The organism is Streptomyces sp. BF23-19 (assembly GCF_041106355.1).
In the GTDB taxonomy this organism is placed as follows: domain Bacteria; phylum Actinomycetota; class Actinomycetes; order Streptomycetales; family Streptomycetaceae; genus Streptomyces; species Streptomyces virginiae_A.
This window is the reverse complement of sequence record NZ_JBGBPT010000085.1, coordinates 1-14579: the sequence shown is the minus strand read 5'-3', so window position 1 is coordinate 14579 and position 14579 is coordinate 1. Positions and strand designations below refer to the sequence as shown.

General features: G+C 73.5%; 15 protein-coding genes. 12 read left to right on the top strand and 3 right to left on the bottom strand.

The genetic code is table 11. From position 1 onward, the window contains the following. The first annotated feature begins 329 nt into the window (after positions 1-329). From AB8A24_RS34810 to AB8A24_RS34795, 4 genes are read left to right on the top strand one after another with little or no spacing between them, the layout of a single operon-like run. A complete protein-coding gene (locus AB8A24_RS34810) occupies positions 330-1079 on the top strand; it encodes an ABC transporter permease (protein WP_266384618.1) in 750 nt (249 codons plus the stop codon). 58 nt (positions 1080-1137) lie between these two features. After that, the gene (locus tag AB8A24_RS34805; RefSeq protein ID WP_369478476.1) at positions 1138-2469 is read left to right on the top strand and encodes an LLM class flavin-dependent oxidoreductase; all 1332 of its coding nucleotides are present in this window, start codon (positions 1138-1140) and stop codon (positions 2467-2469) included. Further along, on the top strand, positions 2466-4049 hold the full coding sequence (locus tag AB8A24_RS34800; RefSeq protein ID WP_369478475.1) for an FAD-dependent oxidoreductase: 1584 nt from the start codon (positions 2466-2468) through the stop codon (positions 4047-4049). The genes AB8A24_RS34805 and AB8A24_RS34800 overlap by 4 nt, the downstream gene beginning before the upstream one ends. Next, the gene (locus tag AB8A24_RS34795) at positions 4046-4399 is read left to right on the top strand and encodes a ferredoxin family protein (protein WP_328961224.1); all 354 of its coding nucleotides are present in this window, start codon (positions 4046-4048) and stop codon (positions 4397-4399) included. The genes AB8A24_RS34800 and AB8A24_RS34795 overlap by 4 nt, the downstream gene beginning before the upstream one ends. 76 nt (positions 4400-4475) lie before the next feature. Here the strand turns inward: AB8A24_RS34795 and AB8A24_RS34790 are convergent, their stop codons facing one another. Both AB8A24_RS34790 and AB8A24_RS34785 read right to left on the bottom strand, forming a co-directional pair. Beyond that, a complete protein-coding gene (locus tag AB8A24_RS34790) occupies positions 4476-5396 on the bottom strand; it encodes an NADP-dependent oxidoreductase (protein ID WP_369478474.1) in 921 nt (306 codons plus the stop codon). 42 nt (positions 5397-5438) lie between these two features. Beyond that, a complete protein-coding gene (locus AB8A24_RS34785) occupies positions 5439-6158 on the bottom strand; it encodes a DUF2470 domain-containing protein (protein ID WP_328961222.1) in 720 nt (239 codons plus the stop codon). Positions 6159-6313: 155 nt separating this feature from the next. Here AB8A24_RS34785 and AB8A24_RS34780 point away from each other — a divergent pair, with 155 nt between their 5' ends. The 4 genes from AB8A24_RS34780 (at position 6314) to AB8A24_RS34765 (ending at position 9235) form a co-directional block, all read left to right on the top strand. Continuing rightward, on the top strand, positions 6314-6709 hold the full coding sequence (locus AB8A24_RS34780) for a cell division protein SepF (RefSeq protein ID WP_030012729.1): 396 nt from the start codon (positions 6314-6316) through the stop codon (positions 6707-6709). 367 nt (positions 6710-7076) lie between these two features. After that, the gene (locus tag AB8A24_RS34775) at positions 7077-8186 is read left to right on the top strand and encodes an AAA family ATPase (protein ID WP_369478486.1); all 1110 of its coding nucleotides are present in this window, start codon (positions 7077-7079) and stop codon (positions 8184-8186) included. 98 nt (positions 8187-8284) lie between these two features. Further along, entirely contained in the window at positions 8285-8626 is a 342-nt protein-coding gene (locus tag AB8A24_RS34770) for a nucleotide pyrophosphohydrolase (RefSeq protein WP_037862520.1), read from the top strand. A 123-nt stretch (positions 8627-8749) separates the two neighbouring features. Continuing rightward, on the top strand, positions 8750-9235 hold the full coding sequence (locus tag AB8A24_RS34765) for a DUF6099 family protein (RefSeq protein WP_030712989.1): 486 nt from the start codon (positions 8750-8752) through the stop codon (positions 9233-9235). 47 nt (positions 9236-9282) lie between these two features. Here the strand turns inward: AB8A24_RS34765 and AB8A24_RS34760 are convergent, their stop codons facing one another. Further along, positions 9283-9537 carry a hypothetical protein gene (locus AB8A24_RS34760; protein WP_328966154.1) on the bottom strand — a complete coding sequence of 85 codons (255 nt, stop codon included), beginning with the start codon at positions 9535-9537 and terminating at the stop codon, positions 9283-9285. A 201-nt stretch (positions 9538-9738) separates the two neighbouring features. Between AB8A24_RS34760 and AB8A24_RS34755 the strand changes: the two genes are divergently transcribed. The 4 genes from AB8A24_RS34755 to AB8A24_RS34740 form a co-directional block, all read left to right on the top strand. Continuing rightward, complete coding sequence (locus AB8A24_RS34755) at positions 9739-10662, top strand: LLM class F420-dependent oxidoreductase (RefSeq protein ID WP_369478473.1); 924 nt, start codon at positions 9739-9741, stop codon at positions 10660-10662. Between the two features lie 14 nt (positions 10663-10676). Continuing rightward, complete coding sequence (gene mmuM / locus AB8A24_RS34750; protein WP_328961219.1) at positions 10677-11591, top strand: homocysteine S-methyltransferase; 915 nt, start codon at positions 10677-10679, stop codon at positions 11589-11591. A 61-nt stretch (positions 11592-11652) separates the two neighbouring features. Next, positions 11653-13173, top strand: coding sequence for a 3' terminal RNA ribose 2'-O-methyltransferase Hen1 (locus tag AB8A24_RS34745; protein WP_328961218.1), 1521 nt, complete (start codon positions 11653-11655; stop codon positions 13171-13173). Further along, positions 13170-14579: AAA family ATPase (locus tag AB8A24_RS34740; RefSeq protein ID WP_369478472.1), on the top strand; the 1410-nt coding region annotated here is incomplete at its 3' end. The genes AB8A24_RS34745 and AB8A24_RS34740, both read left to right, overlap by 4 nt.

Below are 14579 nucleotides of genomic sequence, written 5' to 3'. Positions count from 1 at the left end.
GGGAGGACACTGCGCCCGCCGCTCCCGCGGCCGCCGACCGGGAGTCCCGCAGGCCGCGGTCCGGTGTCCCGTCGCTGCTGGTACGCCGACTGCGCGGCGCCGGCCGGGCGACCACGGCAGCCGCCCCTCCGCAGCCCCCGACGGCCTCAGCGGCGCCGGTGACTCCCGCGGCCCCGGAGGCTCCCGCGGCCCCGGAGGCTCCCGCCACCGGACCGGACACCGCGCCCGCACCGAAGGGCCCCGCCTCCCCGGGAGCCGGTCGGGGCACCGACCACGGCCGCCACGCCCCGTCCCCCGTCCGGAAGGCCGCAGGGGCGCTCGGCCGGTGGCTGCGCGCCACCGCCCTGCGCTCGGCGGCCCTCGTCGCCCTGCTCGTCCTCTGGGAGACAGCTCCCCGCCTCGGCCTGGTCGACGCCACCTTCCTACCGCCGGTCAGCGAGGTCGCCACGGCCTGGTGGGACCTCCTGGGCAACGGCCAGCTCGGCCAGCACACCCGCGCCAGCCTCGCCCGCTCCTTCGGCGGCTTCGCCATCGCCGTCGTCGTCGCGGTCCCGCTCGGCCTGCTCATCGGCTGGTACCGGCCGGTGGCCGCGTTCCTCGGCCCGCTGCTGGAGGTGTTCCGCAACACCGCCGCACTGGCCCTGCTCCCGGTCTTCGTGCTGCTGCTCGGCATCGGCGAGACCTCGAAGGTCTCGATCGTCGTCTACGCCTGCCTCTGGCCGGTCCTGCTGAACACCATCAGCGCGGTGGGCAACGCCGATCCCACCCTCGTCCGACTGGCCCGCTCGATGGACCTGTCCACCCCGAGGCTCTTCCAGAAGGTGATCCTGCCGTCCTCCGTACCGGCCATCTTCACCGGCATCCGGCTGGCCGGCGCGGTCTCCATCCTCGTCCTGGTGGCCGCCGAGATGATCGGCGCCAAGGCGGGCCTCGGCTACCTGATCAACGCCTCGCAGTACAACTTCGCGATCCCGCAGATGTACGCGGGCATCATCACCATCTCCGCCGTCGGCGTGGCCTTCAACCAACTGCTGGTCACGATCGAACGCCGCCTGAGCACCTGGCGCGTCCCCGCCTGACGCCCGCGCCGTCCGGGCCCGCCACCGCACGCAACGCCACCGAACACAGGGAACAGCCATGACCGCCGACCGCACCCTCCACCTCAACGCCTTCCTGATGAACGCCGGTCACCACGACGCCGCCTGGCGCCACCCCGACAGCCGGCCCGAGCTCATCACCGACCTGCGGTACTTCCAGGACCTGGCCCGCACCGCCGAGCGCGGACTGCTCGACTCCATCTTCTTCGCCGACGGCGTCGCCCTCTGGGGCAAGGCCCGCCACAACGCCCTCGGCGGATTCGAGCCGCTCACCCTGCTCTCGGCCATCGCCGCCGTCACCGAGCACATCGGGCTCATCGCCACCGTCTCCACGACCTTCAACGAGCCCTACAACCTGGCCCGCAAGTTCGCCTCCCTCGACCACATCAGCGGCGGCCGGGCCGGCTGGAACATCGTCACCTCCGGCACCGTCGACGAGGCCCGCAACTTCAACCGCGACGAGCACCTGGAACACCACCTCCGCTACGAGCGCGCCCGCGAGTTCCTCGACGTCGCCACCAAGCTCTGGGACAGCTGGGAGGACGACGCGATCGTCCTCGACAAGGAGCGCGGCATCTACGCCGACACCGACAAGCTGCACCCCGCCGCCCACCGCGGCGAGCACTTCGGCGTCGCCGGGCCGCTCAACGTCCCGCGCTCCCCCCAGGGCTACCCGCTGCTCGTGCAGGCCGGATCCTCCGAGGACGGCAAGGAGTTCGCCGCACGGTACGCCGAGGCGGTCTTCACCGCCCAGCAGACCCTCGCCGACGGCCAGACCTTCTACAAGGACCTCAAGTCCCGCCTCGCCAAGTACGGCCGCGCCGAGAGCGACCTGCTCGTCCTGCCCGGCATCGCCCCCGTCATCGGCTCCACCGAGGCCGAGGCGAAGGCCCTGGAACAGCAACTCACCGACCTCCAGGTGCCCGAGTACGGCCTCGCCCAGCTCTCCGGCATGCTGAACGTGGACCTCACCGGACTGCCGCTGGACGGCCCGCTCCCGGACCTGCCCGAGGAACGCGACATCAACGGCAACAAGAGCCGCTTCACCCTCGTCGCCGAACTCGCCCGGCGCGACGGCCTCACCCTGCGCCAACTGATCGCCCGCCTCGGCGCCGGCCGCGGCCACCGCGTCTTCGCCGGTACCCCCGAGCAGATCGCCGACCAGCTCGAGGAGTGGTTCACCCAGGGCGCCGCCGACGGCTTCAACATCATGGCGCCGGTCCTGCCCACGGGCCTCACGGCCTTCGTCGACCACGTCGTGCCGATCCTCCAGCGACGCGGGCTCTTCCGCACCGAGTACACCGGCGCCACCCTCCGCGAGAACTACGGCCTCGCCCGGCCGGTCAACCGGCACACCAAGGAGAGCGTATGACCGAGTACGCCACCGACGTCCTCGTGGTCGGCGGTGGCCCGGCCGCCACCTGGGCGGCCCTCAAGGCCGCCGAGGCGGGCGCCCGCGTCGTCCTCGCCGACAAGGGCTACTGCGGGACGAGCGGCGCCACGGCCGCGGGCGGCACCGGTGTCTGGTACGTCCCGCCGGAGCCCGCCGCCCGGGAGGCCGCCATGGCCTCCCGGGAGGGCCTCGGCGGGTACCTCGCCGACCGCCGCTGGATGGCCCGGGTCCTCGACGAGACCTACGACCGGATGAACGAGCTGGCCACGCAAGGCCGCTACCCCTTCCCGACCGGCCCCGACGGGCAGCCGCTACGCGGCGGCCTGCAGGGCCCCGAGTACATGCGGCGGATGCGCATCCGGATCCGCCGGGCCGGGGTCCGCGTCCTGGACCACAGTCCGGTCACCGAGCTGCTCACCGGCGCGGACGGGGTCGTCGCGGGCGCCGCCGGCTACCGCCGCCAGCTGCACGAGTCCTACCGGGTCCGGGCCGGCGCCGTGGTCCTCGCCACCGGCGGCTGCGCCTTCCTCAGCGGAGCCCTCGGCACGAACACCAACACCGGCGACGGGGCGCTGTTCGCCGCCGAGGCCGGGGCGGAGCTCTCCGGGATGGAGTTCTCCAACGCCTACGGCATCGCCCCCGAGGGCACCTCCGTCACCAAGACCGCCTTCTACTCCTTCGCCACCTTCTACCAGGAGGACGGCAGTGTCCTGGAGGGCGCGGCGAGCCAGGGTGGCCGCTCGGTGATCGCCCGCGAACTCCTCACCGGCGCCCGGGTGTACGCCCGCCTGGACCGCGCCGACGAGCCCGCCCGGGCCGCGATGCGCCTCGCGCAGCCCAACTTCTTCCTCACCTTCGACCGGCTCGGCATCGATCCCTTCACGGACCGCTTCGCCGTCACCCTGCTCGCCGAGGGCACGGTCCGCGGCACCGGCGGCATCCGGATCACCGGCGACGACTGCGCCACCGGGGTTCCCGGGCTGTACGCCGCCGGGGATGCGGCCACCCGCGAGGAGATCTGCGGGGGCTTCACCGGAGGCGGCAGCCACAACGCCGCCTGGGCCATCTCCTCGGGCAGCTGGGCCGGCCGGGGCGCCGCCGGGTACGCCCGCTCCCTCGGTTCCGCCCGGGCGGCGGGCCGGCCGGTCTTCGGCGCCGGCGGGACGGGCCTGCGCCCGACAGGGAGCGCGGCCGGCGCGCCGGAACACCGCGAGGCCGTGGCGCTCGTACAGCGGGAGGTGCTCCCGTACGACAAGAACTACCTCCGGCGCGGCGAGGTCCTCGCGGCCTCCCTGCGCACCCTCGACGCGGCCTGGTCACAGCTGCGCGGGGGCCTGCACGGCGAGGGGGCCGACCTGGTCAGGGCCCGGCAGGCGGCGGCGATGACGGCGCACGCGCGGTGGATGTACGCGGCCGCCCTCGCCCGGTCCGAGTCCCGGGGCATGGCCAAGCGCCTCGACCACCCGGACCAGGACCCGGCCCAGCACCACCGGATCCTGGTCGGCGGCCTGGACCGGGTGTGGACCAGGCCCGCCGCGAGGGCAGGGGTGGCCGCATGATCGAACTGGTCTCGGCGGAGCGCTGCATCGCCTGCGACAAGTGTGTGGAGGTGTGCCCGACGGATGTCTTCGAACGGGGGCCCGAGGGGATTCCGCTGCTCGCACGGCAGGAGGACTGCCAGACCTGCTTCCTGTGCGAGGCGAACTGCCCGGTGGACGCGCTGTTCGTGGCCCCGCTGACCCGCCCCCTGCCGGAGGATCCGGCCGTACGGGACGAAGCGGGGTTGGTGAGCCGCGGGCTGCTCGGCAGCTACCGGCGGGAGATCGGCTGGGGTGAAGGGCGGACGCCCGGGTCGCTGCGGGCGATCGGGCCGCCGTTGGGCCGGTCCGCGCCGCCGATCACGTCCTGAGCGGATGCGCGCCGCCGGAGCCCCGTGCTCCGGCGGCGCGTACGTATGTGGGGGTGCCGAGAGGCCCGTCAGCCGCTCAGACGGTCAGGACGATCTTGCCGCGGGTGCGGCCCGCGGCGCTCAGCTCCCAGGCCTTGGCGGCCTCGGCGAGCGGCAGCGCGTGTTCCACGTTGACCGTGAGCTTCCCCGCGTCGGCCAGTTCCGCCAGGAAGGTCAGGTCGGCGGTGTCCGGGCGCACCCACAGCTGGTGGGCGCCCTTGGCGGCCGCGTCGTAGTCGGCGATGGAGACCACCCGGTGACGTTCCTTGACCAGGGACTGCAGCGTCTCGATGACGTCGTCGCCGTAGAAGTCCAGGCCCGCGTCGATGCCTTCGGGCGCGAGCGCGCGGATCCGGTCCGCCAGCCCCTCCCCGTACAGCACGGGCTCCGCGCCGAGGGAGCGCAGGTAGTCGTGGTTGTGCGCGCCCGCGGTGCCGATGACCCGCAGGCCGAGCGCGACCGCGATCTGCACGCCGAGGGATCCGGTGCCACCGGCCGCGGAGTGGATGACCACGGTCTCCCCGGCCTTGAGGCCGGCGCGGGTGAGCGACTGGTAGGCGGTGAGACCGGCCAGCGGGATGCCCGCGGCCTGCTCGAAGCTCAGCTCGCGGGGCTTGCGGGCGAGGGTGCGGACGGGGGCGGACACCAGCTCCGCGTACGTGCCGAGCTCGACCCATTCCTTGCGGACGTAGCCGTAGACCTCGTCGCCGACGGCGTGGTCGAAGGTGTCCTCGCCGACCGCTTCGACGACTCCGGCCACGTCCCAGCCGGGTATGACCGGGTAGCGGACTTCGAGGATCGGGTCGAGATATCCGGCGGCGAGCTTCCAGTCCACCGGGTTGACCCCGGCGGCCTTGACGCGCACGAGCACCTCGCCCGGTCCCACCTTGGGCTGCGGTACGTCAACGAGCTGCAGTGCGGCGGGAGTTCCGTATGCGTTGTATGTGATGGCCTTCATGATCGTCCCCAACGCGGGTCCGCGGCCGGGTATTCCGGACCGTCAGGCCGGCAGGGTGTTGCGGTGCGAGCTCCGCCGGGCCGCGCTGAAGAGCGCCTGGATCTGCGTACCGGCCTGCTCGACGTCGTCGAGGGGGGAGGGGAAGGGCAGCCGCACGTCGCGGTGGCCGCGCCGTTCCTCCAGCCGCAGGGTGATCCCGTACCGGTCCATGGCGACCGGCAGCGCGCGGAGCACGGTGGCGGTGGGCAGCGGTCGGACCAGCCGCAACAGCAGGGTGACGAGGTCGTGGTGGTCGTCGAGGAGGTGCGTGAGCATGCCCGCCTCGTACGGGGACAGCGGGTCGGGGCAGGCCGCGTCCAGCTCTTCGAGGCCGACGTGCGAGCGGCCCTCCGGGGTCTCCAGGACGGCCCGGTCGAATTCCATGCAGGTGGAGTCGGCGCCGGAGCCTTCGGCCAGGTCGGAGTAGGGGGTCAGCAGGCGGCCCAGCACGGTGACGCGGGCGCGCACCCGGTCCCGTACGGGGGTGGGGGCGATGTCCGTGAACTCCAGCCGGATCGAGGGCCGGTACTCGGACTCGCCGCCGGGCTCGGCGGGGTGCAGGTGCAGCCGGCCCATCGGGTCGCTGCCGTCGAGGTGGCGGACCTCGGAGCGCAGTCCGTCGGTGACCACGGTCATGGAGTGGGCGGCGGTCAGGATCGACCGGATGCGCTCGGCATCGGTGGGCCGGTCGGCCGGGGTGGCGGGGGCACCGAAGGGGCGCATGCGGATCTCTCCTCGTCCGAGTGACTTAGGTATGCCTAACCTAACCTATCCGGCTCTCCGGGAGTACCCGGGACGCTCGTGTCGTTGTTGGGCTGAACGGGTGAAACGCGAGAGGATGGGGGGATGCACATGAAGCGCACGGCCGAGGCGGCCCGGTGAGCAGGTACGACGTCACCGACGAACAGTGGGAGGGGCTCGCGCAGGTGGTTCCCCTGCGCAGTCGCAACGAATGGCCCTCCCGGGTGGACCACCGCACGATTCCCACCGCGCCCGGGGCGTCGGCGGCGGAGCAGCGGCGCTTCGTGGTGATCAGAGTTCAGATCTTCGCGGACGCGCGGGAGGTGGCGGAGTACCTGATCGCGCAGATCCCGGTCCTGCTCGACCTCACCGGGGCGGACAGCGAAGTGGCCAAGCGGATCCTGGACTTCAGCAGCGGCGTGGTCTTCGGCCTGGGCAGCGGGATGCACCGGGTGGACCGGAACGTCTTCCTGCTCGCGCCGGTGGGGACCGAGGTCGAGGGGATCGCGGCCGCGGCCGTCCCCCGATCGTAGGAAGGTCCCCGCGAGGGAACGGTTCGCCGGAGCCACGGGGGGTCCGGCGGGCCGTACCGTCCCGCGCATGGACGCCATTTCGGACGCGGCGGCGGTAGGCGCGCCCGCCACCGTCGCGTTAGTCGACACCCCAGCCGTTTCCTTTCCCCCTGCCGTTCCCTTTCCCCCTGCCGTTCCCTTTCCCGTTCCCCCTGCCTTTCCCGCTGCCGCTGCGACGGTCGAGCCCGATGCCGCCGTGTCGCCCGGAGCCTCGCCCGCGCCTCCCGCCGCAGGGGCGGACGGAGGCGAAGCCCTCGTCGTGCCCGCGCGGGCCCGCCCCGCCGGCTCCGGCCGTCCGGCCGAGCCCGCGCAGCGGTATCCGCGGCCCGTGGTCACCGAGCTGCGGCTCTCCGCCTTCGGGCCGCACCGCTCGGCGGTCTTCCCGCTCGGCCCCCTCACCCTCTTCGCCGGGCCGAGCGGCAGCGGCAAGTCCCAGGCCCTGGCCGCCTACGAGGCCCTGGCCGGGCTGGGTTCCGGGGCCACGCTGGAGGAGGCCTTCCCGGATCCGCGCGCCCGCATCCCCGACCGAGCCGTCCCCGACGCGCAGCGCCGGCGCGGGTTCCGCCTCGGCTGCACCGTGGACGGACCCGTGGGCCCCGTCCGGCTCGACCTCGCCGTCCAGGCCGAGCCCACGCTGCGGATCGTCGGCGAACGGCTCTCCCTGGACGGGCAGATCCTGCTCGCCACCGCCCTGCGCGACCCAGGCCGGCGCTCGGTCCAGGCCGCCTGGCTGACCGGTGGCGCCGTCGGCGTCACCCGGGCCCCGCTGCCCGACGACCGGCTCGGCACGGCACTGCTCCCGCTCCGCGTCGCCGGTTCCACCGCGGGCCAGCGCCAGGTGCTGGCCGCCGCCGAACAGGTGGTCGTGGCCCTGCGCGCGGTGTTCCCGTGCGACCCCCGCCCGGACCGGATGCGCGCCGCCGTCCCGCCGGGAGAGGGTCGGCTGCTGGGCGACTGCGCCAACCTGGCCGATGTGCTGCGGCGGACCCGTAGCGAATGCGGCACCCGCCACGCGCTGCTGGCGGAGGCGGCCCGTACCGGCTGCGCCGGATCCGTGGCGGGGCTGGACGTACGGGCCCCCGCGGGCGGCCCCGTCGAGGCGGTGCTGGACCGCGGACCGGGCCGGCCCGCCACCGAGCTGGCCCGACTGGGCGCGGGCGAACTCCGCTTCCTCGCGCTGGCGCTGGTCCTGCTCACCGGGCCGGGGGTGCTGGCCATGGACCCGGCGGCCGAACTGCTCTCCGCGCGGCAGGCACTGACGGTGCTGGCCGACGGCTTCGACCGGGGCCTCGACGGGCGTCAGAGCGCCGAGCTGCTGCGCCTGGCCCTGCTGTCCTGCGGCCGCGGCCACATCCGGCTCGTGGCGGCGGTGGGGGAGGGGACCGCCGCGGCCGCCCGCGACCTCCCGGGCGTCGCGATGGTAGACCTGAGGGCATGAACGAGACGCAGGAACAGCCCGAGCGACGGCCGGAGTCGCCGGAAGGGCGGCCCGGCGAGCGGATCGGCGACCGATCTGGCGACCGACCCGACGAGCGGCTGGACCGGCTGCAGCGCCGACTCGTGCGGTTCGCGGCCGCCCGCGGCTGGGAGCCGTACCACACGCCCAAGAACCTGGCGGTGGCGCTCAGCGTGGAGGCGGCCGAACTGGTCGAGATCTTCCAGTGGTTGACACCGGAGCAGTCGGCGAAGGTCATGGAGGAGCCGGAATCGGCCCACCGGGTGGCCGACGAGGTGGCCGACGTGCTCGCGTATCTGCTGCAGTTCTGTGAGGTTCTCGGGGTGGATGTGCTGGATGCGCTCGCCGCGAAGATCGAGAGGAACGAACTCCGCTTTCCCGTGCCGGGTACATCGACACCGAATCGTCACTCTTCGGAGTGATGGACTCATCCACAATCACGTTTGTGTCCACATTTTCCGAATACCCCTGGCTTTACTGGCTCGTTGCCCTCACTCTGGGTAGTGGTGAGGATGGCGGGATGTCGTGCGGACGGGGGACGGCATATGGATGCGGTACGGCTCATCGCGGCCGGCCGGCACGCGCTGGCACAGAGTGGGGTCGCGTGGGACATCGTGGGCGAGGCCTGGCAGGCCCAGGCGCTCGCGCAGGGGATAGGGAGCTATCTGGCGGTCACCGGGCCGCCGGAACTGAGATCGGAGGCACGAGGACTGGGGGAAGCGGGAGGCAGAGGCTGCGGGGTGCTCGACCGGGCGGCCCTGCGCGGAGAGGGCAGCGCGCCCGAGTATCCGCCGAGAGCCGCGCAGTTGAGCGAGGTGTCGGACGTCCGGCAGGCGATGCTCGGACTCCAGGCGCTGCTGGGTGAAGTGGGGATAGCCCTGGTCGGGGTGGCCTGCGGGACGGACGACGAGGCCCTGTACTGGCAGTGCATAGAGTCGATCGACGCGGCCGACGAGTCGAGCGACCGGGTGCGGGCGATCCTGCGCCGCATGGCGGTCCGTGAACGAGGGTCCGCCTCGGGCGTGGCCTGAGGGGCGCTACGGATGGGGTCCCGCCGTGCTCGGCGGGACCCGCGTGGTCAGGACGACCGGAAGGACGGGCGCTCGCCCTCGGGGGTGCGGTCCGTGGAGGTCTGGAGGTCGGCGTCGAGCCGGGACAGGTCGGCGTTCAACGCCGCCATCAGTTCTTCCATCTGCTGCAGCAGGCCCTTCGGCGCACCGTCCCCCTGGGCGGGTACCGCAGGCTCCTGACCCGCTCGCTCGTGTGCTGCGTGCGCTGCCTGTCCGGTCGGTCCGGTGTGTCGGCGGGTATCCGGCACGGCCTCGTGGGACATGGCGGCCTCCTCGGCCCTGGCCCTTCCACGGCGGAAGGGGGCGGTGGACGCACCTGCGGGACGCCGCCGGCGCGCGGGCCGGGCGGTCCGGCTCCGTCCGAGCCAACGATCACCGTCCGGGCCGGTCACTGGCGCGCCGGGGCGTGGACCGTCCGGTTGACGAAGATTCACCCTGCCGGGGCGGAAGTGCAGGATGGGGGTATGGATCTTCGCGTTTTCACCGAGCCCCAGCAGGGTGCGAGCTACGACACCCTCCTGTCCGTCGCCAAGGCCACCGAGGACCTGGGTTTCGATGCCTTCTTTCGCTCCGACCACTACCTGCGCATGGGATCCGCCGACGGCCTGCCCGGCCCCACCGACGCCTGGATCACCCTCGCGGGCCTGGCCCGGGAGACCAGGCGGATCCGCCTCGGCACCCTGATGACGGCAGGAACCTTCCGGCTGCCCGGAGTCCTCGCCATCCAGGTGGCCCAGGTCGACCAGATGTCCGGCGGCCGCATCGAACTGGGTCTGGGCGCGGGCTGGTTCGAGGAGGAGCACAAGGCGTACGGGATCCCCTTCCCGGCGGACCGGATGTCCCGGCTGGAGGAGCAGCTGGCCGTCGTCACCGGCCTGTGGGCCACCGAGCTCGGCGCCACCTTCGACCACGCCGGCAAGCACTACCGGGTGGAGAACTCGCCCGCGCTCCCCAAGCCGGCCCAGGCCAAAATTCCCGTCCTCGTCGGTGGCCACGGAGCCAAGCGCACGCCGCGGCTCGCCGCCCGGTACGCGGACGAGTTCAACATGCCCTTCGCGTCGATCGCGGACAGCGAGCGCCAGTTCGCCCGGGTCCGGGAGGCGGCCGAGGAGGCCGGGCGGGGACCCGACGACCTCCGCTACTCCAACGCCCTCGTCGTCTGCGTGGGCAAGGACGACGCCGAAGTGGCCCGCCGGGCCGCCGCCATCGGGCGGGACGTCGACGAGCTCAAGGCCCACGGCCTGGCCGGTTCCCCGGCCGAGGTCGTGGAGAAGATCGGCGCCTACGGCGCCTCCGGCGCCTCCCGCGTCTACCTCCAGGTGCTCGACCTCCACGACCTGGACCACCTGGAGCTGATCTCCGCCCAGGTGCTCTCCCAGGTCCGATAGGAACGGGGACAGCCGTGCCACGCGCGTCCGGCCCGCTGGCCGAAGCCCTGGCCCACCGGGCCGTACTCCTGGACGGCGGGCTCAGCAACCAGCTCGCCGCCCAGGGCTGCGACCTGTCCGGCGACCTCTGGTCGGGTCGGGTGCTCGCCGAGCACCCGGACCAGGTGGCGGCCGCCCACACGGCGTACGTCCGGGCCGGCGCCGAGGTACTGATCACCGCCAGCTACCAGGTCGGCTACGAGGCCTTCGCCGCCCACGGCCACGACCGCGCCGAGACCACCGCCCTGCTGCGGCGCAGCGTGCGTCTGGCCGCCCGGACGGCCGAGGCCGCCGACCACGAGGTGTGGGTGGCCGCCTCCGTGGGCCCGTACGGAGCGGTGCTCGCGGACGGCTCCGAGTACCGCGGCCGGTACGGGCTGAGCGTGCGCGCGCTCGCCGCCTTCCACCGCCCCCGCATCGAGGCGCTGCTCGCCGCCGGCCCCGACGTCCTGGCCGTGGAGACGATCCCGGACACCGACGAGGCCGAGGCGCTGCTCACCGTCCTCGCGGAGACCGGCGCCCCCGCCTGGCTCTCCTACACCGTGGCCGCCGGCCGCACCCGGGCCGGGCAACCCCTCGACGAGGCCTTCGCCCTCGCCGCCGCCTCCCCGGAGGTCATCGCGGTCGGCGTCAACTGCTGCGATCCGGCCGATGTCCTGCCCGCCCTCGAAGCGGCCGCCGCCGTGACCACGAAACCGCTGCTGGCCTACCCCAACGACGGCTCCGTATGGAACGCCACCACCCGCACCTGGCACACCCCCGACGACCCCGTCCCCTGGCCCACCCGGGCCTGGCACGCCGCCGGCGCCCGCCTGATCGGCGGGTGCTGCCGCATCGGCCCGGACCGGATCGCCGCCCTCGGAGCGCTGCCGGCGGACCGGCGGCCGTAGCAACCGGGGAGAGCGAAAAACAAGAGGCAGACGGGGCGGGTGAGCAGCAACAATCGGTCGTGTGTTCCTGACGATCTCCACCACCGGCTCCCCTGAACGACCCGCCACCGACCTGGGCTACCTGCTGCACAAGCATCCCGGGAAGACGCAGGCGTTCTCCACCTCCCACGGCACCGCCCACGTGTTCTACCCCGAGGCCTCGGCCCAGCGGTGCACGGCGGCCCTGCTGCTGGAGGTCGACCCCGTCGCGCTCGTGCGGCGCGGCCGGGGCAAGGGCCGGGGCGGGGCGCCGGACGCCGCGCTCGCGCAGTACGTGAACGACCGGCCGTACGCCGCGTCCTCGCTGCTCGCCGTCGCGCTCAGCGGGGTGTTCCGCACCGCGCTCAAGGGGCAGTGCGCCCTGCGGCCCGAGCTGCCGGAGCAGACCCGGCCGCTGCGCGTCGAGATCCCGGTGCTGCCCGCCCGCGGCGGCGCCCGGCTCGTGCACCGGCTGTTCGAGCCGCTCGGCTGGGACCTCGTACAGGCCGATCCCGTACCGCTCGACGAGCAGTTCCCCGAGTGGGGGGACTCCCGCTACGTACGGCTCGTCCTGGAGGGCGAGCTGCGCCTCGCCGACGCGCTGCGGCAGCTCTACGTGCTGCTGCCGGTCCTCGACGACGCCAAGCACTACTGGATCTCCCCGGACGAGGTCGACAAGCTGCTGCGCGCCGGGGACGGCTGGCTCGCCGCCCACCCCGAGAACGGCCTGATCACCTCCCGCTACCTGGCCCGGCACAAGCGACTGACCCAGGACGCCATCGAGCGCCTGGAACTGGTCCGTCTCGCCGAGGCCGACGGCAGTGAGGTCGAGGAGATCGACAACGCGGTGGACGAGACCCGCGACACCGAGGAGCGGCCCGTGCCGCTCGCCGTGCGGCGGCGCGAGGCGATCCTCGCCGCCCTGCGGGGCGCCGGCGCCCAGCGGGTGCTGGACCTCGGCTGCGGCCAGGGCCAGTTGCTCCAGGCGCTGCTCGGGGACCCGGCGTACTCCGAGATCGTCGGTATGGACGTGTCCGTACGGGCCCTGCAGATCGCGGCCCGGCGGCTGCGGCTGGACCGGATGGGCGAGCGGCAGAGCGCGCGCCTCAAGCTCCTGCAGGGCTCGCTCGCGTACACCGACAAGCGGCTGGCCGGCTACGACGCGGCCGTGCTCAGCGAGGTCATCGAGCACCTGGACCCGGAGCGGCTGCCCGCCCTGGAGTACGCGGTGTTCGGTTCCGCCCGCCCCCGCACGGTCCTCGTCACCACCCCGAACGTCGAGTACAACGTGCGCTGGGAGACCCTGCCCGCCGGGCACGTCCGCCACAGCGACCACCGCTTCGAGTGGAACCGTGCGGAGTTCCGCGCCTGGGCCGACGAGGTCGCGCGACGCCACGGCTACGGGGTCCGGTACGTGCCCGTCGGCGACGACGACCCCGAGGTCGGTCCGCCGACCCAGATGGCCGTCTTCACCCAGAGCGACCCCACCGCCGTCGACGACCCCACCGCGGCGACCGACACCACCCACAGCACCGACACCCCGAAGGAGGGCGAGGCAGCATGACCGGCACCGAGACCCCCCGTACGCGCACACTTCCCGTCACCGACCTGTCCCTCGTCGTCCTGATCGGGGCCACCGGATCGGGCAAGTCCACCTTCGCCCGCAAGCACTTCAAGGCCACCGAGGTCATCTCCTCCGACTACTGCCGGGGCCTGGTCCGCGACGACGAGAACGACCAGAGCGCCAGCCGCGACGCCTTCGACGTCCTGCACTACATCGCGGGCAAGCGCCTCGCCGCCGGCCGCCTCACCGTCGTCGACGCCACCAGCGTCCAGGCCGACGCCCGTCGGCAGCTGGTCCAGCTCGCCCGCGAGCACGACGTCCTGCCCATCGCCATCGTCCTGGACCTGCCCGAACAGGTCTGCGCCGAACGCAACTCGGCCCGCCCCGACCGGGCCGGCCTGCCCCGCGCGGTCATCCAGCGGCACCGCCGCGACCTGCGGCGCTCGCTGCGCGGCCTGGAGCGCGAGGGCTTCCGCAAGGTCCACGTGCTGCGCTCCGTCGAGGAGGCCGAGACCGCCGAGGTGGTCCTGGAGAAGCGGTTCAACGACCTCACCCACCTCACCGGCCCCTTCGACATCGTCGGCGACATCCACGGCTGTTCCTCCGAGCTGGAGACCCTGCTCACCAAGCTCGGCTACGAGGACGGGATCCACCCCGAGGGCCGCACCGCCGTCTTCGTCGGCGACCTCGTCGACCGCGGCCCCGACAGCCCCGGCGTGCTGCGCCGCGTCATGGGCATGGTGAAGTCCGGCAACGCCCTGTGCGTGCCCGGGAACCACGAGAACAAGCTCGGCCGTTACCTGAAGGGCTCCAAGGTCCAGCGGACCCACGGCCTCGCCGAGACCATCGAGCAGTTGGAGGGGGAGCCGGAGGAATTCGTCCAGGAGGTACGGGAGTTCATCCGCGGCCTCGTCAGCCACTACGTCCTCGACGGCGGCAAGCTGGTGGTCTGCCACGCCGGCCTGCCCGAGAAGTACCACGGCCGTACCTCCGGCCGGGTCCGCTCGCACGCGCTCTACGGGGAGACCACCGGCGAGACGGACGAGTTCGGCCTGCCCGTGCGCTACCCGTGGGCCGAGGACTACCGGGGCAAGGCCGTCGTGGTCTACGGACACACCCCGGTCCCCGACACGACCTGGATCAACAACACGATCTGCCTCGACACCGGCGCCGTCTTCGGCGGCCGGATGACCGCCCTGCGCTGGCCCGAGCGTGAACTGGTCGACGTACCGGCCGAGAAGGTCTGGTACGAGCCGGTCAAGCCGCTCGTCGCCGAGGCGCCGGGCGGGCCATGGGGGTCCCCCCGGGCGGGGGCCGGGGGGGGGCCCCCCGCCCCGGAGGCGGCCGAGGCCGCCGAGCGGCACTCCACGATGCGGATCGTGGCGGGCGCCGGCTTCGGCACCGGG